Below are 19,916 nucleotides of genomic sequence, written 5' to 3'. Positions count from 1 at the left end.
TGCTTTATGGTTGCCTTTCTGCAATTTTATGCGTTCATCTTTGCTTGTTGTTTTGCTTGGCAAGTTGGTCGACCATCCCCTTGGTCACAAAAGATCGTTCGTGCCTTTTTAACAAGTGTCAACGGGCTCTTCGTATTCGCACGTGCCTCGATTTCAATCTTTTTATTAGTTGGACCACTATTACTCGTCACTTATCTTGTCTTCCCACGGTTAATCGCTTTTGAAAATGGTTTAGCGATGGTGATCAGCGTCCTCGTCATCGGACTGGTTGATCGTCTCGTCAGTCTCGTCGTCCTGCCACTTATGCGTTCCTTTTTCTTAAAACGTCAACGCGTCATGCCACAATCGGTGGAAATGGTGCTTTATACGATGGCAATGGCTGTCTTGCTCTTCATTCAGCTTCATGCTGTTCCCGGCGTTCAAATTCATGTAGCACTGACGATTTTCCTTGGTTTTACGATCTATTTCGCCCATTATCTATTTGCCCTATACCGGATTCGTCTTATGAAAAAGAAACTAACGACTGTTGCTCAAGATCAAGACGAGGAACGAAAAGCTTCTTAATCCGAATCTAACGAAAGATGATTTCCTCTTGGGAATCGTCTTTTTTGTTTTCTGACAAATAACATTGACAATGATAATCGTTATCATTTATAGTGAAAAAGTACTCAGTGAGGAGATGAAACGGATGCATGCCCAACAAGTGATTGAAACACGCCGGTCGATCCGGTCCTATACGGAACAACCCGTTCCGGTCGAATTGGTAGAAGCATTACTCGACACGGCGATTTATGCCCCGAATCATAAATTACGAGAGCCTTGGCGCTTTGTTCTCGCAATCGAAGACGGACAAACACGGTATGTCGATGCCTTGATGGAATTGCTGACAGCACGTGGTCAATTCGAGACGAAAACGTCTGAACAACGTCAACAGGCTGAACAAAAATTACGGGAAGTCCCGGTTTATTTAACGGTACTTTGTCAGGTACAAGGGACACCAGATCAACAGCTAGAGGATACACTTGCAATAGCTGCGATGATTCAAAATCTGCAATTGGTAGCAACAGAACGAGGTCTTGGTTGTTGCTGGAAGAGCGGGAAACACTGGTTCACACCAGAGTATGCCTCACTCGTTGACGCTTCTGAAAACGAACGCGTTCTCGGTGTCATTCAAATCGGTTGGCCTGCCATCGTTCCACCTGTCAAACCGAGAACGTCCGCAAAGGACAAGTTGACGCACTTTTAAGAGGTGCGCATTCTGCGAGCTACCCCTGCTCGCGCCAATCAAGCCCCAATTCAAAAATAAAAACGTTCCGATGACGTCTCTCTCCCCAAACGGAGACGCAATCGGAACGTTTTTCTGTATTCACACTGGCGTTTTCGTATAGACAGGCGCCTCTGGAATCGTGTCATATAACATATGATCGACGATTCGTTTGGTCGCTTCTCCGTCCTGATACGTAAAGAACTGATTCGCGAATGTCTCAATTTTATGTGTATCGAATTGCCCACGTTTAATCCAAGCGATGACGTCTTCGAACGTCGACACGATTGGTCCCGGTACAAAAGTTTCATATGGGAAATAGAAATCGCGTTCTGCTTTATACGACTGCAGATCGTTGACGAGGAAAATCATCGGCTTTTGCAACAAGGCAAACTCGAAGATGACAGACGAATAATCCGTAATCAGAATATCCGCAATCTGCATCAGATCATTGATGTCCGGATAGTCTGTCATGTTAATGATTTGATCCGCATACGCGTCCGGTACGACTGGTGGATTGAGAACAAACGGGTGCATGCGAAGCAAGAGGACTGTATCCGGTCCAAGCTCACGACGGAACTTCTCAAAATCGAGCTCTTGATCGTAATGTGCCGTTGTTTGTCCATTTCCTCGGAACGTCGGCGCGAGTAAGATGATTCGTTTCTTGCGCCATTCTGGATATCGGTCATACAACTTTTCTCGAACACGGGCTTGGCGTGCTGTGTTCAATAGCTGATCCGTCCGTGGAACCCCTAATGGGTAGATCCGTTTCTGCTCCATTCCGAAAGCATCCGCATATGGTGCGATACATGCTTCACCGGAAACATAGACCTTGCTATAGTTCCGGTGAATCTGGACCATCTTCAAATAATCATCATCCGGCGAATAGGATTTATCAAGCACACTATAGCCGAACTTTTTAAAGGCTCCACAGGCATGCCATAGCTGAATGACTTCTGTCCCTTCCCGTAAGGACGACACATATACAGGGTAATAATAATCATCGATGATGAAGTAACGAGCAGTCGCTAATTCGTACGTCGCTCGCATCATATGAAAGACATATTGAATTTGCCCCGCCAACGATTGAGGGAATCGCTTTAACAAAAAAACGTATTCATACCCTAAGTCGCGTCGTTCTAGTTCATCGTAGACGGCACGAAAGTTATCGACAAGACGATCGGAACGATACGTCGCAAAGACGACTTTTTTCGGTTGAATCGGTAACTGTTTCGTCAACCAGTACGTCATAGCAAGCAGATAGTGGACCGTCCGTCGTTGCAATAACCGAATTTTTTGTTTCATAGACGATTCTCCTCTTTTTTAGCGCACATCGTTACATGCACCATTCCATGACCGTCTTTCCGAACCGGTTCGTCAAATCATTTTCAAACGCTTTATGAATATCTTCGATTTGTCGGATTTGGAACACACCTGAGACAAGGTTCGATAAATAAGCTGGAATGTCAGGATGTGTTTGGTATAACTCCATCGTCCGTGCGAAATCAGCCGGTGTACTCCGACTTGATCCGTAGACACGAAGTCCTTTTTCAAGAATCATCCGTGTGTTGATCGCGACGGAATCTTCTGATACGCCGAGTAACGCCATCGTGCCTTCCGGAATGATGTAGTCGATCATCTGATTAATCGCGTATTGACTGCCAATTCCCCCAACACATTCGAAACCGTGGTTGAAGGAGACATCGGCTGGAATCTGATCGATGTGGTACGTCTCGTCTGCAAACGAGAAATAGTCAAGCTTCGACTGAGTTTTACCAAAGACGAGTAATTTCGCTTCCGGATACAACTTACGTAGCAAAAGTGCTGTGATGAAGCCAAGGTTCCCGTCACCCCACACTCCAAATGTCTCTCGACGAGGATGGGCAATCTTTTCGAAACGAGTCAAGGCATGGACCGATACACTGACGAGCTCAGTGAATGCCGCGACTTCAGGGTCAAGATCAGCCGGTACCTCGACAAGGCGGTCTGCTTTTAAGAACACGTAGTCTTGCATATAGCCATCGTATCCACTCGAACGGAAACGACTCGTTCGTAGATAGTTTTCACCGATGATGTCATCTTCTTCCGTCGGTGTATTTGGAACCATCGCGACGAGTGTTCCCTTCTTGAATGTTCCACTCGGATCATGCACGACTTTTCCGATGCCTTCATGAATCATGGCCATCGGTAATTTTTTCGCCAATACTTCCGCACTACGGCTACCCGTGAAGTAGCGTTGATCCGCGTGACAAATCGATAAATACGTGGGACGCACGACGACACGATCGGTATTCAATGACCGTTCATCATATGTCACTTCGATTTGACGCGGGGCGACGAGTTGATAGACTTGGTTAATCATTGATGAATCCGCTCCTTCAAGATAGCATTCGCAATCCGTAGGTCGTATGGTGTCGTCACTTTAATATTGAACAGTTCGCCCGTGACGAGCGCGACATCTTCCCCTTTCAGAAGAAGGATCTTACACGCATCCGTCAAAATCGCTCGTTCTTCCGTCGAAAGCGACTCATAATGCGATTTCAACTTCGTGATCTGGAAACTTTGTGGTGTCTGTCCTTGATACATTTGATCACGAACCGGAATATCCGTGATCGTTTTACCGTTCGTTGAAGCGACGATCGTATCGATTGCTGAAATGACTGTGTCGCATGAGCCAAATTCTTGTGCTGCTTCAATGTTTTCTTTAATAATGCGGTGCGTCAAGAACGGACGGACGGCGTCGTGTGTGACGATGATATCTTCCTCAGACAGACCGTTTTTCTCTTCGATCCAGTTCACGGCTGCCATGATCGATTCATTTCGATCCTGTCCACCCGGTGTAATGACGAGGCGGTCATCTTTTCCGATGTATTTCTCCAAAATATCGCGCGTATAGTTAATCCAAGCAGTCGGTGTGACGATGATGATGCGGTCAAACTCCTCATGTAATAGGAATTTTTCTACTGTATGGACGATGATTGGACGTTCTCCGATCGATAAGAATTGTTTCGGTCGATCGACATTCCCCATCCGTGTTCCTTTTCCTCCAGCTAAAATGGCTGCATAAATCATCTTCTGGCGCAGTGTCTCGTTATTTCTTCCAAACGAGACGACCTGCTTCCCTCCCTTATGAAATAATCGTGTTTCGGTTTTCTCTCCCTAACGTTCAGGGTATGTGTAATGATGCAGTCTGTGTTGAAGTGTTATTTTACAAAAACACAAAAAATAAAGAAATCCCTATCAATTTTAATGTCTCACGATATAATGAGTGGTGATTTCTAGTTTCACTATACTACGTTCACATGGATTTTAAAATTTTATCATTATTGTGTAAATGTAATGTAATTATTCGAGCGAGGAGAGATGGTTTTGACAGAAGAGACACTTGCGCCTACTTTACATGCTGAGGTCACCTACTTGGAGTTAGCCGGAACGACGTTTCGTTTCGAAGCACGTTTGAGCGGGTTGACTGATTTTTTGCGTGCCGAACAAACGTTATTTGAAAATCCTGTATCGCAACAGCAACCTGAACTTGAGGAGCCGGGCGATGATTACATCCAGTCCGAACCTGCTGAAGCGTTGGTGCCTCTCGAACGTGCCATCGTCTTCCGTAATAAACGAAACAAACGGACGTTCATTTGCCGCTTTCCGTTCGAAAGAGACTGGACGGAAGAGTTCTTTACAGGCGAATTGAACCTGAATCACATCACAACGACAGGTCGTCCATTACCGATGGGCTATTTTGATGCGTTCTTCGCCATCGTTCAAGGGCAGACGATTTTACATGAAGCGCCTTTTGGTGATACGCGTTCGTTAATCCCAGTCGCTTACCGCGTCGATACAAAACATAGTAACGCCTTGATCTTGCTCGAGTACGAACTTGTCGTGCAGTATTCGGAATACAGCAACTCTTTAGGTTTCCATTCCCTGAAGAAAGGCGAATCGAAACGTCTAATCCAAGTCATCGATCGCTATAAGAAGTGGAAGAAGAATATGAAGAAGCGCGCGTTCAAGTTCCGTCGTTTTACCTTTAAGGCGATTTATAACGTCACGAAATGGACGCAACCGATCCAAGAGAATAAAGTCATCCTCGCTTCGGATTCTCGGAGTGATATCAGTGGGAACTTTGCTTATATCTTGGATGAGGTCGAGCGTCGCAATCTCGATCTCGATGTGAAGACCTTCTTCAAGCCGAACCTTCAGTCTCGTCGCGATTGGCGCGATAAATTTACGTTGCCGTACCACTTAGCGACAGCAAAGACGATTCTTGTCGATGACTTCTATCCGATGATCTATCCGTTGAATATTCGTAAAGGCAGTGATCTGGTTCAAGTCTGGCATGCCGTTGGTGCCTTCAAGACATTCGGTTACAGCCGCCTCGGAAAACCAGGTGGTCCAAGCGCGAACTCGCTTAGTCACCGGAACTATACGAAAGCCATCGTCAGCTCCCATAATGTCGCTCGTCATTACGCAGAAGGATTCGGTTTACGCGAAGATCAAGTCATCGCGACCGGTATTCCACGGACGGATATGTTCTTCGATCAACCGTTCATTGAGGAAGCGAAAGCACGTATCTATGAAGAATATCCAGTTTTCAAACAAAAGAAAGTCATCATGTTCGCGCCGACGTTCCGAGGAAATGGTGCGAAGAGTGCCTATTATGATTTTGATCAACTTGATCTCGATGCGCTGTACGAAGCACTTCATGAGGAGTACGTCTTCGTTCTGAAACTGCATCCATTCATCCGCCGCCGGATGGAGATTCCTGAAGTTTACGCTGACTTCTTCCTCGATCTGACGGATCATCGTGAAATCAACGAGTTGCTGTTCGTCTCAGACATCTTGATTACGGATTACTCATCGACTTGCTTCGAGTTCTCCCTATTGAATCGACCGATGTTGTTCTTCGCGTATGACCTTGAGGACTACATCTCAAAACGTGATTTCTATTACGACTTCGAGGAATTCGTTCCGGGTCCAATCGTCAAAACATCGGAAGAGTTGATTGAACGGATTAAAAACAAAGACTTTGAAATGCATAACGTCAAAGCATTCGCAGAATATTTCTTTGAACATCAGGACGGGAAATCGAGTGCCCGGTTCGTTGATCAAATTCTGCTAGGTGAGAACAAATGACTGCTCCTATCAAACCAGTGACTACCCCTACGTACGATCATTGGCTTGGGAACTATAAGGTCTTACTCATTTTCATGGTCGTCTTTGGTCACTTGATCGAGACATTCCGTGATTTACCCGGAAACGATAGCGTCCGGATGGCGTATAACGTCATTTACCTGTTGCACATGCCCGCTTTTATCTTCATGAGCGGCTACTTTTTCAAGCAAGTTCGACCTAAACGGATCCTCGCCTTCGTTGCCCTGTATTTCATCTGGCAATCGATTCACGAAATCTATTTGTCCTACACGCAGGATGATTCCTTAAGTGAGATGCTCGATGGATTACTCCATCCGCTCGTTCCGAATTGGACGCTTTGGTACCTGCTCGGGATCATCATTTGGCAGACCGTCACACCCGCATTCCAGGTGATGCGTTTTCCGCTGATCGTCAGTATCTTGTTTGCCTTATTGATCAATGCCAATCCAGATTCAATCACGAACTTCCTGTCGTTACAAAAAGTCGTCAGTTTTTATCCGTTCTTCTTGATGGGTTATCTCGTCAAAGAGCGCGGTTGGTTAACTGACGCCGGCTGGCGAAAACAGATGACAGCACCCATCGGTCGACTGACCGGTCTGATCGTCTCTCTCTTGATTATCATCTTCATGATTGTCTGGACGAAAAACGGATTTGATACGGTCTGGCTATTCTACCGCGACACCTACGGGGAATTTGAAGTCTCGCTTCTGAAGGGAGCAGCAATTCAACTGTTCCTCTATGCCGTCAGTACGATCATGATTTTCTCGGTCTTGTTGCTCGTGCCGCATCGGTCATTTGGAGATCGATTCGACCAGATCGGCATCCAGACACTTGCGATCTACTTGATTCACTCGTTCATCGTCCGTTTATTCCGTGATTCGGTTCCGCCAGCCATTACGGAGTCGCCACTGTTACTGATTGGACTGTCCTTCTTGCTCGCTACCGGATTCGTCTGGTTGCTGTCGAGTCGCCCCGTCGTGACGATCTTCCGACCGTTGCTATCACCGAACATCAAATGGTTATTAAAAAAAGAACAATAAATCTGAACAGACTCTATCCACTCGAGGGATGGGGTCTTTTTCAAATCCTCGACTCGTCTACATTGACAGGTCCTTTAGCTTGAATCTAAGATAATGAAGGTGAAACAAATAACCGCCTACAGAAAGCGGGTCGAAAGAAGGGGTCCCCTTGCACGCGGATCAACGAAAAAAATTAACGGTCCTCATGATCAATATGTTTATTGCGGTCGGGAGCTTCGGGATTATCATTCCGATTCTACCCGCTTACTTAGCTTCGATTGGACAGGGGGGAACGGCGGCTGGATTAATGATTGCGATTTTTGCCGGAGCACAGCTCGTCATGTCACCGATTGCCGGAAAATGGGCGGACCAATACGGTCGTCGCAAGATGATCATCTATGGATTGATCGGCTTGACGCTCTCGATGTTTGTCTTCTATTTCTCAAACTCCGTCACGGTTCTCTACATCTCGCGCGCAATTGGTGGTGCCGGTGCTGCCCTCCTGATCCCAGCAATTTTTGCTTACGTCGCGGACATCACGACGATGGATCAACGCGCAAAAGGAAACAGTTACGTCTCGGCTGCGATGTCACTCGGAATCGTCATCGGTCCAGGAATCGGTGGTTTCCTTGCCGAGTATGACTTAAAATTGCCGTTACTCGTCTCAGCGATCGTCTCAGGTGCAGCCGTCTTGTTCAGCGTCTTGTTGCTTCAAGAAAGCGAACAACACGATGCAACAGCGATGGCACCCGATGAAGGGTCGATGCTCAAGAAACTCGGAACGTCGTTTAAGAAACCATACTTCGTCCCGCTCGTCATTACACTCGTTATGAGCTTTGGTCTCATGGCATACGAATCAGTACTTGGTCTATTCGTTGACGACCAATTCGGCGCTTCACCGAAAGACATCGCGATCATGGTGACGTCGACCGGCATCATCAGCGTCATTGCTCAAATCTTCATCGTCGATAAGCTGTCACGTAGTCTCGGAGAAGGAAAGGTCTTGAACCTGTTCCTGTTCATTGCGGCACTTGGTTTCTTCTTATCATTGTTGACATCAAGTTACGGTGGATTCTTTGCAATTACCCTTGTCATCTTCCTTGCGACGTCAATTTTACGTCCTGTCTTGAATACAATGATTTCAAAGCTCGCTGGTAATGAGCAAGGCTTTGCTATGGGAATGAACAACGCCTACATGAGCATCGGGAACGTGCTCGGACCGACGCTTGCAGGTATCCTGTATGACGTCAACATTCTCTATCCGTTCGCACTTGGTCTGATCTTCCTCGTCGTGACGTTCATCGGATCGTTCATCTGGCAAAAACGTCAATCGCGTTTAATTAAAAAAGTCGAACAAACTTCTTAACATCAAAAAGCAATGCACTTCCGACTTTTTATTCGGAAGTGCATTGCTTTTTCATTCGTTCCTTGCTTTTAAATCACCTGTTCCAAAGTCAGCATCAAAGGCACGACACCAAATGACGACACGGCTATGTTTCGTCAAATCTACGTCTTTTGGAATCACATAGTTCTGATTCCCTTGATTCCCTTTTAAAGCACCGAGACGAATTCCATCTGCTGTATCTTCACCAGGCTCTACTAAATACACAAACAAATCTGGACCGTTTGTCGTTTGAAAATCTTCAAAACGCAGATACAACGTATCGTCTTCAGTTAGCGTCTTAACGTCCCCTGATGTTTTGTAATTTTTTTCACCGTTCATGAATGTACCTGATAATTCAGTTTCTGTTTCTTCCGGAGAAGGTTGTGACGTTTCGGGAATGCTTTCCTCCTCCTTTTGTTTCACTGTCGAAGAACCTGGCGGCAGTCCTTCATCGACTGATTCATTCAAAAAAAGTGGTGATGCGAGCCACCAAACTAAAGCTAGTACGAAAACAATGACGATTCCCACAATAATTTTCGATCCTGTTCGCACCGCTCCTACTCCATTCCTCTATTAGAGAATCGCGACCATTCATTTAACCGTATTGTTTTTGATGTTCCCGTTTTAACGCTAAATACTCTTCGTCCACCCGGATCAAATCCCATTTTTCTTGGAAGATCGCAGCGGATTTCGCTTTTTCTTCGTCGATCTCGCGTGTGTGCAATTCGTTTTTCTCTTTATCTTTGTATTTTCGTCCACCCTTATAGTTCGCGTAACGTCGTGCGCGCGTATGTCCCATTTGAATGAACTTCCGCGCCATATCCATGCCGACGAAGTCTCCGTCTTCTTTATAAGCTAAATACATCTCATAAATTTTCTCGGACGATTCCTTCGCGATGTCCGGTGTCTTAAAACGCCAATGCGGCAAAATCTCACTTTTATAAGGTTCGACGAGTAAGACCCCTTGCTCCCCGCGTCCAACCCGGTACTTTTCCGGCTCCTTACGAAAATCCGTCGTCTTGAAATCGAGATCGTAATCAAACGCCATCCCGGTCACGCTCCCTTCTACTTCGAAACGTTCCCTTCCCGTCCGTTCATCAATCCTCGATCCGGTAGAGTCCTTGTGTATAAATCGTCGCTAAGACGTGTGCAATCTCTTCAATCGTGGCCGTCGCCTCTTCACGGACGACTTCGAATAAGTACATCTCGTTCGCGAAGAACCAACCACGGGCGACGAGTTTCGGGTCGACATCTTGCCGTGCAAGTCCTGTCTCTTGCGCGTACTGGATATCCTGACTGATCCGATCGATGAACCGTTCCCGAATCGCTTTCCATTTTGCACGGACGATGTAAGACACGCCGATTGCTTGCTCGACGATCCGTAGCATCGCTCGTTCTTCTTCCGCGAGACGTAAGAAATCCGTTGCTTGGGTCACGATGCGTTCCTTTGCCTCCATCGGTGTCGCCGGTTCGAATGTTCGTTCCGCGATCGCATGGAAACGGCTCATGACATCTTCCATTAAAACGACGAGTAGCTCATCTTTCCCTTCAAAATGGACATAAGCGGTTCCGTAACCGACGCCAGCTTGTTTAATGATTTGTGAAATCGTTGCCGTTTGAAACCCTTGTTCTAAGAAGACGTCACGTGCCGCACTCAACAGTTTCTCGCGTGTCCGCACCGTACGCAGATGACGTTTATCGATTTTTTCTGGTTGAGAAGATGACATGTCCTTCACTCCTTTTGTTTTCTCTATTCGATAATATTGACACAATGTCAATTTGTTTGCTACGCTTTTGTCAAAATTGATTGAGCATTCATTTGAGGAGGATGACGTATGACACTGCAAGCAAAACGGACCGATGCTGTTGCTCGGGATGAGCACGATGCACTATCTGCTTATCGTGATGAGTTTTATCTGCAACCGGGTAGTATCTATATGGACGGAAACTCGCTCGGTTTATTATCGAAGCGTGCCGAGAAGACGTTGCTCGAGTCGCTATCAGACTGGAAAGAACTCGGGATCGATGGCTGGATGAAAGGACGTCATCCTTGGTTCGAATTATCGGAACGTCTCGCTGCTCTCAACGCTCCGCTCGTCGGCGCACAAGCAGAAGAAGTCATGGTCACTGGTTCGACGACCGTCAATCTCCACCAACTCGTCGCGACATTCTTCCAACCGACGGAAGGACGAGATAAGATTTTAGCGGATGCGCTGACATTCCCGTCGGACATCTATGCCCTTCAAAGCCAACTTCGCTTACGTGGACTCGATCCGGAGACACACCTCGTCCAAGTAGCAAGTCGTGACGGTCGCTTTTTAGAAGAAGACGACATCATCGCTGCGATGACGGACGATATCGCGTTGATCGTCTTGCCGGCGGTACTTTACCGAAGTGGACAAATTCTCGATATGGAGCGTTTGACGAAAGCGGCACACGACCGTGGCATCCTGATTGGTTTTGATGGTTGTCATTCTGTCGGAGCTGTTCCCCACGCTTTCCATGACTGGGATGTCGACTTTGCCTACTGGTGTAATTACAAACACTTGAACGGTGGTCCTGGAACGGTCGGTGGATTATTCGTCCACGAACGTCATTTCGGAACGTTGCCTGGTCTGACGGGCTGGTTTGGTTCACGCAAGGATAAGCAGTTCGACATGGATCACACGATGACACCGGCGGCGCATGCCGGGGCATTCCAAATCGGGACACCACACGTCTTAAGTCTCGCTCCACAAATCGGTGCATTAGAGATGTTTGACGAAGTCGGTATCAAAGCCGTCCGGACGAAGTCACTCGCGCTGACACAGTACATGATGGAACTTGTCGAGCAGGAGCTCACACCGTACGGTTTTGTCATCGGAAACCCGATCGACGATAAACGCCGTGGGGCGCATCTCAGCCTCGAGCACCCGGAAGCGGCACGGATCTGTAAAGCACTCAAGGAAAATCGAATCATCCCCGATTTCCGAGCACCGAACATCGTTCGTCTAGCACCCGTCGCGCTCTACAATACGTTTACCGATGTCTATGACGTCGTCGCGACACTCAAACGAATCATGGAAGATAAAGAATACGAACGTTTCGCAAATGAACGCGAAGTCGTTGCTTAAGGAGTACACCATGGAACAACCTACTGAACTACGGCGTGAACTCAAGACACGTCAACTTACGATGATTGCAATGGGCTGTGCGATCGGAACTGGTCTCTTCCTCGGAAGTGGGCTCGCGATCGGGCTTGCCGGACCGAGCGTTTTGATCAGTTACGCAGTCGGTGCCTTCATCGTCTTACTTTTAATGGGCTGTCTGGCTGAAATGACGGTCGCCCATCCGACATCTGGCTCGTTCGGTACGATTGCCGAACGATACATTAGTCCATATGCGGGTTTTCTCGTCCGCTATTCGTACTGGATTGCAAACGTTCTTGCAATTGGCGTTGAAGTCAGTGCGATTTCGATCTATATGAAATACTGGTTCCCGGACGTTCCCGGGGTCGTCTGGATTCTCGTATTCGCTGCCGCGTTGATTTACATCAATGCCACGACAGTCAATACGTTCGCAACCTTCGAATACTGGTTCTCAGTCATTAAAATCAGTGCCATCTTGCTATTCATTTTGCTCGGTGCCTACTTGGTCATCGGTAGCCCAAGTCCTGAGATTGGTCCGCAAAACTTCACGAATGACGGTGGTTTCATGCCGTTCGGCTTTTCAGGTCTCTGGATCGCAATCTTCATCTCTCTGTTCAGCTTCCTCGGAACGGAATTGATTGCCGTAACTGCCGGTGAAGCGAAGGACCCAGATGTCGCTGTACCGAAAGCATTAAAAGCAACAGTCTTCCGTCTCTCGACGTTTTATGTCATCACGATTGCTTTGATGTTGATGATTGTCCCGTGGCAACAAGCAGGCGGCGTCGATCAAAGTCCATTCGTTAAAGTAATGGAGATGCTATCGATTCCGTATGCAGGCGGCATCATGAACTTCATCATCCTGACGGCGGCGCTGTCTGCGATGAACAGTCAGCTGTATGCTTCGACACGGATGATGTATTCGTTATCTAAAGCAACGTATGCGCCAAAAGTATTTGGTCGTTTGAATCGAAAAGGTGTTCCACTCTTCGCACTCGCCGTATCAACGCTCGGGATTTTTCTCGCGGGGATCATCAGCAGCCAGTCGAGTGTCTCTTATCCGTTCATGATGGGGATATCGATGTTCGGAGCAATTTTCACGTGGTTCATGATTTTCATCTCCCACCTCTACTTCCGTAAAGCATGGGAACGTGAAGGTGGACGGACGTTACCGGTCCGGATGATGGGTTATCCGTATCTGACTGCCCTCGGTGCATTGTTGTTATTCGCACTCGTACTGACGACATGGTTCACGGATTTCCAAATCGTCTTGAAGTTTGGTGTACCGTGGTTAGTGTTCTTATCGATCGCCTATTTCTTCTGGAAACGGGCGCATCCGGAACAACCGCAGACCGCTGAAAAACGAAAACTAAATTAATTCAATAAAGGGGATGAACGGGAATGACAAAGACAGATCCTACGTCTATTGAAGCATCGATTCAAACGGATTTTAAGAAAGATATGTCCTACGGGGATTATTTGCAACTAGATCCATTGCTTTCGAGTCAACATCGCTTATCGGGGCATCATGATGAGATGCTTTTCATCATCATTCATCAGACGAGCGAACTCTGGATGAAGCTGATCCTGCATGAGATGCGTGCAGCGACGCAAGCCGTCGCAAACGATGATCTCGAATCATCGTTTAAGATGCTCGCACGCATCTCAAAGATTCAGCACCAGCTAATTCAGTCGTGGAATGTTTTGTCGACCTTGACCCCTGCCGAATATCTTGAATTCCGTGACGCGCTTGGTCACTCATCCGGTTTTCAGTCGTATCAAAACCGCCAAATCGAATTCGCGCTCGGCTTCAAGAATGAGCAGATGCTAAAAGTTTATGCGCATGACGAAACACTCTATCCAATGTTGCTGGAAGATTTGAAGACACCAAGCATCTACGATGAAACGATCCGGGCGATGGCGCGCCATGGGCTACCCATCGACGAATCCGTCCTTGAGCGTGATGTCACGCAGGACTGGACGCCGAATGAAAGTGTCGAAGCAGCTTGGGCGACCGTCTATCGTGATGTCGAACAATACTGGGATCTGTATGAACTCGGTGAAAAACTACTCGATATCGGGAGCCAGCAACAGATGTGGCGCTTTAACCATATGAGTACCGTCGAACGGATCATCGGACAAAAGCCAGGAACAGGCGGTTCGTCTGGTGTCAGTTATCTACGACGTGTGCTTGACCACAGATTTTTCCCGGAACTGTGGTCGGTCCGCACGACATTATGAGGAGGATGCAGCGATGACACGATGGATTGATGTTTCACAACCACTTGATCGCCACGTCACAACGTGGCCGGGCGATACACCATTTGAAGCGACACTGACATGGAATAAGGCAGACACCGGTTCCGTCAATGTCGGTAAAGTAACGATGAGTCTGCATACCGGCACCCACGTCGACGCGCCGTTTCATTTTGACGATGCCGGACAAAAAATCATCGACCTTGATCCAGATCTCTATATCGGACATGCGCGCGTCATTTACTTACCAGGTCGTACAGAAATCACAGCCGCTGATTTAGATGGCTTTGAGCTAAATGACGTCCAGCGCTTGATCATTAAAACGGATGGTTGGATCGACAAATCAACTTTCCCAGAAACGATTCCCGTCTTGACGCCAAGTCTTGCTGAACGTCTTGGGGAACTCGGGATTTCGCTGATTGGTCTCGACTTACCAAGCGTCGATGCAATCGATAGTAAGGAAATGGCCGCCCATCACGCACTGGCGCAGCATGGAGTCCATATCCTCGAAGGACTCGTCCTTGATGCGATCACGCCTGGTGATTACCACCTCAACGCCGTCCCGCTCCCGCTCGTTGATGGCGACGGTAGTCCCGTTCGTGCCTTACTTCGTCCATACTAAAAAATCCGTCCAGCAGACTCTCTGCTGGACGGATTTTTTACTTATGGAGCGGTTCAAATAAACTCGCTTCGATTTGACGAACGATATGTCCGAGAACCGCAAGTGATTGATTGACCTCGAATCCTTGATCCAAGGAATGATTCGCTCCTTCGATGACATCAATCGTCAGTTGCGAGGTACGACACGTTTCAAGCGCCGCTTCATCATAAAACTTATCAGCTGTCCCGATGACAAGGAGTCCAGTTTGCGACGAGGTGGCGATTTGTTCGACTACTTCGGCTTCAAGAACGGGTGTTAAGAAGACGATGCGTGCTGTCTGTAGACTTGGCTTAGCAAGTAATGCCGCTAGCGGAATCGTTCCTAACGACTTTGCGATGAACTGAACGTTTTCGTATGGATGTGTCGCCAGCACTTCTGAGACGACGGCGTCGACCCGGCGTGTCATACAGGCATTCGATTCTGCGTCCGTCATCGAAAAAAGCTCTTCCGTTACATAGTGAATACAGACGACATCGATGCCTCGAGCTAGTAGTGCCATCCGGCTGTAGTAGAAGTAAGGATGATCGTATAGGTACGATGCTCCCGAAATCAAGAAGCAGACTTGTTTGGATCCCATTTGAAAATGATCATATGAAATGGTCGTTTGATCGACGACGATAGATGATTGTTCAATATTCATGAAATCCCTCCACACTTTTTTCTAGACTTTACCATTTCAGAAGTGGGCTGTCATGTCTTTTTGACTCTTTCTTATTTCATGAAGAAGTAGTGTGATGTAAGAAACTATCTGCTTGTATCATCCTTGCTTTCTTTTCCTATAGGAGTCAAAGATGAATCTGCTTCTTCTCCCATTTAACAAAAAAGGTCGCTTTCCGATTTTTCATTCGGAAAACGACCTTCTGTTCGTCAAACATTTGTTGATTACCTTTTATCTTTTACTACTTATTATCCAATCGGAGCAAACACAGACTGTTCGACTTGTTTTAATTCATAGAACGCTCCTTGTCGCGCCATCAATTCGGCATACGTTCCGACTTCGATGACGTGACCTTGATCCATGACGATGATTTGATCCATCGCTTCAAGACCTGCTAATCGGTGGCTAACGAGGACAAGTGTCGCATCCGTTGCCCGTTCAAACAGTCGTGTAAGAATCATCTGTTCCGTCAAAGCATCAACGGAAGACGTCGGTTCGTCAAGCAAGTAAAGCGACGCTTCCCGCAAGAGCACACGGGCAATCGCTAAGCGTTGTTTTTCTCCTCCAGACAAGTTCTCGCCTTTTTCAAATACACGGTCGTTCAATTCAAACGTCGTTAATCCAACATCGTCAAGTGCTTGACGCATTGCCTCGTCCGCCGCTTCTTCGTTCGCGAGCAATAGATTGTCACGAAGCGTTCCATAAAAGTAATGATTCTGTTGCAAGACAACATTCGCGTGTTGCCAAAGTCCTTCCGGATCAACCGTCTGACTGTCTTGACCAGCAATCGTTAATCCATCCGTCGGATACATCCGTAGCATCAATTGAAGTAACGTGGATTTCCCGGAGCCACTCGCCCCGACGATCGCCGTCTTCTTGCCGGCAGGAATCGCGACGGTGACGTCACGTAAGACCGGACGCGGTGCATCAGGGAAAGTGAACGTCAACGCGTTCGTTTCAAAGGATGGTGCCTGATCGAGAACGAACGTGTCGTAAGTTGGCTCCTCTTGCTCGGTCACGACTTCATCGAGTCGTTTCGCAGCATGCCGGCTATCTTCGAAAAAGCCTGGTAAAATCGCCATCGGTGCTGCATTCTCAAAGACCGTCAGCGATGTCATGACGAGTAAAGCGAGGAATACACCTTCGAGTTGTCCACTCGCGACGAGATAGGCACCGACACCCAGAACGAGCCAAGAGATGATCAGCGTCACCATCGTATTCAGGGCCAGGTTCGAAACAGCATGTAAACCATTCCGTTTTTCTTCCTCGACATACCGTTTTGCGACGGCATTCAAGTCCTGTTCTTTTTGATCGAGTTGCTGGTAAATCTTTAAGTCGCGATAGCCTTGGAACAACTCCGTCACTTCTGTCGACAGATCACCGCGTCGGACACGGACCGAACGTGCGAAACGTTGTTCGCGGTACGCGAACCAACCTGGAATCAAGAAACCGGTCAGAATCAGACCAAGCAATAGAATCCCAGCAATCGTCCACGAGAAGAAACTGACGAAAAAGATCGTACAGAAGAAGACGAGCAACAAGACGATCGGTGGATAAAGGACACGTAAAAACGTATTTTGCAGACTCTCGACGTCCCCAACGATTCGGGCAAGTAAGTCCCCACTTCGGTACTTCCCGAAAATACCGGGTGCAAGCGGCTCGAGTCTCCGGTAGAACGACGTCCGGATATCACTGAGGATCGTAAACGTCGCTCGGTGCGAATAATAACGTTCCGCATACCGACTGACAGCACGCGTCAGACTCGAGATTTTTTGCAGGGCAATCAGGACGGCGAGTGTCTGGATTGGTGGCAACAAGGCTGCCTTTGAAATCAGGTAACCACTTGCTGCGAATAAACCGACCGCTGTCACCCCGGCGAGGACACCGAAGAAGATCGACCAGGCGATATCGCGTTTTTGATGCACCATCAACCGAAAGACTCCTAGTAGTTCCTTCATCGTGTTTCCTCCCCTCTCTGGACGCTACGCATCCGAGCATATTCCGAATCACGTCCAAGCAGTTCATCGTGAGTGCCACGATCGACGATTCGTCCGCCATCGAGGACGACGATTTGATCTGAGCGCTCGATCGTATGCAGGCGGTGTGCGACAGTAATGACTGTCGCTGCTTGTCCAAGCTGTTCGATCGCTTGTTGAAGCAGTCGCTCCGTTTTGACGTCGAGTCCTGTCGTCGGTTCATCAAAGACGATGACGTTCGGTCGTTTCAAGAACGCGCGTGCCAACGCAACGCGCTGTTTCTCGCCACCTGATAGACCATGTCCACCTTCTCCGATCACCGTGTCGATCCCTTCAGGTAACGTCGCAATCAGCTCCTCGAGCCCTGCCACCTGCGCCGCCTCAAAAATCTCTTCCGGTGTCGCTTGACGGAGTTCACCGATTGCGATGTTTTCTGCCAGCGTTCCGGCATACAGATACGGATGCTGCGAGATGTAGCTCAACTGACGGAACCAGCTCGCTTCCGCCACCTGACTGCGCTCGATTCCGTCGAGCAGAATCCGTCCTTCTTTTGGATCCGCGAGTCCGGCAATCAACTGTAAGACAGTCGACTTACCGGCACCACTGCGACCGATCAACGCCACTTTTTGATATGGTTCAATCGCGAGTGTCACGTCTTGTAAGGCAAAACGTCCTTCTTGATACGTAAAATCAACTTCATCCAAGACGATTCGTGGTGGACGGTTCATCGAAAGTTCTGATTGACCGAAGGCAACGGGACGATCGTCTGCCGTCAGTTCGGCTGCGATCTGTTTCGCTGCCGCGACACTACCGCGTCCGGTATGGAAGGCAGCCCCCATCTCTTTTAAGGCAAGATAGTACTCTGGTGCTAACACGAGCATCAGGAACGCCGGAATGAAGGTGATGCTTTGGAACAGAATCAAGCGCAGACTGACCTCAAGTGCGATCATTCCCATGCTGAGCATCGAGATGAACTCAAGCATCAGCGACGACAAGAAAGCGAGCTTCAAGACCGTTAACGTCGCATCCCGGAAATCAAGACTGCTTTTTTCGATGACGTCACGTTGTCGTTTCGCGCGACCAAATAACTTCAAGGTCGTCAATCCCTGCAACGTATCAAGAAACGTTCCTGAGAACGCCGTCATCTTCTCGAGTTGAGCATCGGCCCGCTTTTGCGTCATGATGCCGATGATGATGTAAAACAACGGAATGAACGGTGCCGTGATCATCATGACGAGACCGGTGATCCAGTCATAGCTGAATGCCGCGATCAAGACCATCAAGGGAACGATTGTCGTCTGGACGACTTTCGGCAAGTATTGACTGTAATAGCTGTCCATCTCGTCTACGGCATCGAGCAAGACACTGACCTTCTGTCCCGCTTGCCCTTGTAGCATCATCTCGACCGAGCGACCTGTGTATTTCGCAACGAGCGCTTCCCGGAGTGCCTGCTTCATGTGCGCCGATAACGTCGTACCGAGACGACCGTTCCAATACGTCACGGCGACCCGGAGCAACAGCATACCGAGAACGACGAGCAGTAACGGAATGACGGCTTCAAACGGTTGCTCTTTCAGGAAAATTCGATCGACCGTCAACACGATGCCGTACGATTGACCGACGACCGCAACCCCCATCAGGAAAGCCGCAATGATGAATTGAATGAGAATACTGCGTGGAATCTGAACGATTCCTTTTAATGGATTCATATACAAACGTCCTTTCACAAAGTGTGAACGACTTTTAGTGAATATTTTCACATATCGTACATTTAGTATACCGAATCCGGAACGGGGATGCCATGCAGATGCTGTCGAAAAGGTGTGACGGTTTTGTGAGAGCATATGACTCGACAGTTCTTTCGAATAAAACTATTATAGACATACATTATCCACGTTTAACGAAAGGAGACTTCTCATGCAAATGAAAACCGGGGTCGAGCAATCCGTCTATGCGATGTTGCTCTTGACCTTTCTTCCGGATCGCGCCGTTTTGCCTGGTGAATTCATCAGCCAGCAACTCGGTGCCTCGCCAACCTATTTTCAAAAGCTCTTACGAAAACTCGTCCAGGCGGATCTATTGTATTCCGTACCCGGTGTCAAAGGGGGCTTTCGCTTACGACGTCCGGCAGACGAAATTCAAATCTTTGACGTCTATCAAGCGATCGAGGGCAAACAAACGTTGTATGCGTCAAGCGGTGTCTTTGAGGATTTGATGGGAATTCAGGAACAGGAAATCGGGCTACTCTCGAATCTGATGACAGAGGCAGAAGATGCGTGGCAATCGACGTTGAAGCGCGAGTCGATCGGCTCGATCCGTCAAGCGATCGATGCCTCCTGTCCACCGGAACATTTAGAACGGTTGCATGCGTTAATCACAGACCGGATGATGACACTTTAATGAATAGAAAGAGGTTTTT

The 19,916-nt window shown here is 47.9% G+C and carries 19 protein-coding genes; 10 read left to right on the top strand and 9 right to left on the bottom strand.

Annotation, left to right across the window (positions count from 1 at the left end):
• Nucleotides 1-6 precede the first annotated feature (6 nt).
• Nucleotides 7-564 (top strand): hypothetical protein, encoded by a 558-nt coding sequence (locus ESP131_RS03420; protein ID WP_023466728.1) that lies wholly within the window; start codon nt 7-9, stop codon nt 562-564.
• Nucleotides 565-688: 124 nt separating this feature from the next.
• Nucleotides 689-1,246, top strand: a complete 558-nt coding sequence (locus ESP131_RS03415) for a nitroreductase family protein (RefSeq protein WP_069940167.1) — start codon at nt 689-691, stop codon at nt 1,244-1,246.
• 120 nt (nt 1,247-1,366) lie between these two features.
• Here the strand turns inward: ESP131_RS03415 and ESP131_RS03410 are convergent, their stop codons facing one another.
• From ESP131_RS03410 to ESP131_RS03400, 3 genes are read right to left on the bottom strand one after another with little or no spacing between them, the layout of a single operon-like run.
• Nucleotides 1,367-2,569 (bottom strand): CDP-glycerol glycerophosphotransferase family protein, encoded by a 1,203-nt coding sequence (locus ESP131_RS03410; protein WP_050677330.1) that lies wholly within the window; start codon nt 2,567-2,569, stop codon nt 1,367-1,369.
• Nucleotides 2,570-2,600: 31 nt separating this feature from the next.
• On the bottom strand, nt 2,601-3,626 hold the full coding sequence (locus ESP131_RS03405) for a ribitol-5-phosphate dehydrogenase (RefSeq protein ID WP_050677331.1): 1,026 nt from the start codon (nt 3,624-3,626) through the stop codon (nt 2,601-2,603).
• Nucleotides 3,623-4,336, bottom strand: a complete 714-nt coding sequence (locus ESP131_RS03400; protein ID WP_069940166.1) for an IspD/TarI family cytidylyltransferase — start codon at nt 4,334-4,336, stop codon at nt 3,623-3,625. The genes ESP131_RS03405 and ESP131_RS03400 overlap by 4 nt, the downstream gene beginning before the upstream one ends.
• Before the next feature lie 291 nt (nt 4,337-4,627).
• On the opposite strand from ESP131_RS03400, the gene ESP131_RS03395 reads away from it, so the two are divergent.
• From ESP131_RS03395 to ESP131_RS03385, 3 genes are all read left to right on the top strand, one after another.
• A complete protein-coding gene (locus ESP131_RS03395; protein WP_069940165.1) occupies nt 4,628-6,400 on the top strand; it encodes a CDP-glycerol glycerophosphotransferase family protein in 1,773 nt (590 codons plus the stop codon).
• A 17-nt stretch (nt 6,401-6,417) separates the two neighbouring features.
• Nucleotides 6,418-7,458, top strand: a complete 1,041-nt coding sequence (locus ESP131_RS03390; RefSeq protein WP_231925674.1) for an acyltransferase family protein — start codon at nt 6,418-6,420, stop codon at nt 7,456-7,458.
• Nucleotides 7,459-7,606: 148 nt separating this feature from the next.
• Entirely contained in the window at nt 7,607-8,803 is a 1,197-nt protein-coding gene (locus ESP131_RS03385; protein ID WP_069940164.1) for an MFS transporter, read from the top strand.
• A gap of 51 nt (nt 8,804-8,854) precedes the next feature.
• Here the strand turns inward: ESP131_RS03385 and ESP131_RS03380 are convergent, their stop codons facing one another.
• The 3 genes from ESP131_RS03380 to ESP131_RS03370 form a co-directional block, all read right to left on the bottom strand.
• Entirely contained in the window at nt 8,855-9,349 is a 495-nt protein-coding gene (locus tag ESP131_RS03380; protein WP_231925673.1) for a DM13 domain-containing protein, read from the bottom strand.
• Nucleotides 9,350-9,416: 67 nt separating this feature from the next.
• On the bottom strand, nt 9,417-9,869 hold the full coding sequence (locus ESP131_RS03375; RefSeq protein ID WP_069940162.1) for a DUF4385 domain-containing protein: 453 nt from the start codon (nt 9,867-9,869) through the stop codon (nt 9,417-9,419).
• A 49-nt stretch (nt 9,870-9,918) separates the two neighbouring features.
• Nucleotides 9,919-10,548 (bottom strand): TetR/AcrR family transcriptional regulator, encoded by a 630-nt coding sequence (locus ESP131_RS03370; RefSeq protein ID WP_069940161.1) that lies wholly within the window; start codon nt 10,546-10,548, stop codon nt 9,919-9,921.
• 108 nt (nt 10,549-10,656) lie between these two features.
• Between ESP131_RS03370 and kynU the strand changes: the two genes are divergently transcribed.
• From kynU to kynB, 4 genes are read left to right on the top strand one after another with little or no spacing between them, the layout of a single operon-like run.
• Nucleotides 10,657-11,934: a kynureninase gene (gene kynU, locus ESP131_RS03365; protein ID WP_069940160.1), complete on the top strand. Its 1,278-nt coding sequence runs from the start codon at nt 10,657-10,659 to the stop codon at nt 11,932-11,934.
• Nucleotides 11,935-11,944: 10 nt separating this feature from the next.
• Nucleotides 11,945-13,324 (top strand): amino acid permease, encoded by a 1,380-nt coding sequence (locus ESP131_RS03360; RefSeq protein ID WP_029343148.1) that lies wholly within the window; start codon nt 11,945-11,947, stop codon nt 13,322-13,324.
• 23 nt (nt 13,325-13,347) lie between these two features.
• Nucleotides 13,348-14,187 carry a tryptophan 2,3-dioxygenase gene (gene kynA, locus ESP131_RS03355; RefSeq protein ID WP_069940159.1) on the top strand — a complete coding sequence of 280 codons (840 nt, stop codon included), beginning with the start codon at nt 13,348-13,350 and terminating at the stop codon, nt 14,185-14,187.
• 13 nt (nt 14,188-14,200) lie between these two features.
• A complete protein-coding gene (kynB, locus tag ESP131_RS03350) occupies nt 14,201-14,824 on the top strand; it encodes an arylformamidase (RefSeq protein WP_029343146.1) in 624 nt (207 codons plus the stop codon).
• Nucleotides 14,825-14,861: 37 nt separating this feature from the next.
• On the opposite strand, the gene ESP131_RS03345 is transcribed toward kynB, so the two are convergent.
• From ESP131_RS03345 to cydD, 3 genes are all read right to left on the bottom strand, one after another.
• A complete protein-coding gene (locus tag ESP131_RS03345; RefSeq protein ID WP_029343145.1) occupies nt 14,862-15,503 on the bottom strand; it encodes an alpha/beta hydrolase in 642 nt (213 codons plus the stop codon).
• A 266-nt stretch (nt 15,504-15,769) separates the two neighbouring features.
• The gene (cydC, locus tag ESP131_RS03340) at nt 15,770-17,479 is read right to left on the bottom strand and encodes a thiol reductant ABC exporter subunit CydC (RefSeq protein ID WP_069940158.1); all 1,710 of its coding nucleotides are present in this window, start codon (nt 17,477-17,479) and stop codon (nt 15,770-15,772) included.
• On the bottom strand, nt 17,476-19,206 hold the full coding sequence (gene cydD, locus ESP131_RS03335; protein WP_069940157.1) for a thiol reductant ABC exporter subunit CydD: 1,731 nt from the start codon (nt 19,204-19,206) through the stop codon (nt 17,476-17,478). Before cydD ends, cydC begins: the two co-directional genes overlap by 4 nt.
• Before the next feature lie 208 nt (nt 19,207-19,414).
• Here cydD and ESP131_RS03330 point away from each other — a divergent pair, with 208 nt between their 5' ends.
• On the top strand, nt 19,415-19,897 hold the full coding sequence (locus tag ESP131_RS03330) for an Rrf2 family transcriptional regulator (RefSeq protein ID WP_029343142.1): 483 nt from the start codon (nt 19,415-19,417) through the stop codon (nt 19,895-19,897).
• Nucleotides 19,898-19,916 lie beyond the last annotated feature (19 nt).

The organism is Exiguobacterium sp. U13-1, assembly GCF_001750115.1.
In the GTDB taxonomy this organism is placed as follows: Bacteria; Bacillota; Bacilli; order Exiguobacteriales; family Exiguobacteriaceae; genus Exiguobacterium_A; species Exiguobacterium_A acetylicum.
Note: the sequence above shows the minus strand (reverse complement) of the source record. Positions and strands in the feature narration are given on the sequence as shown.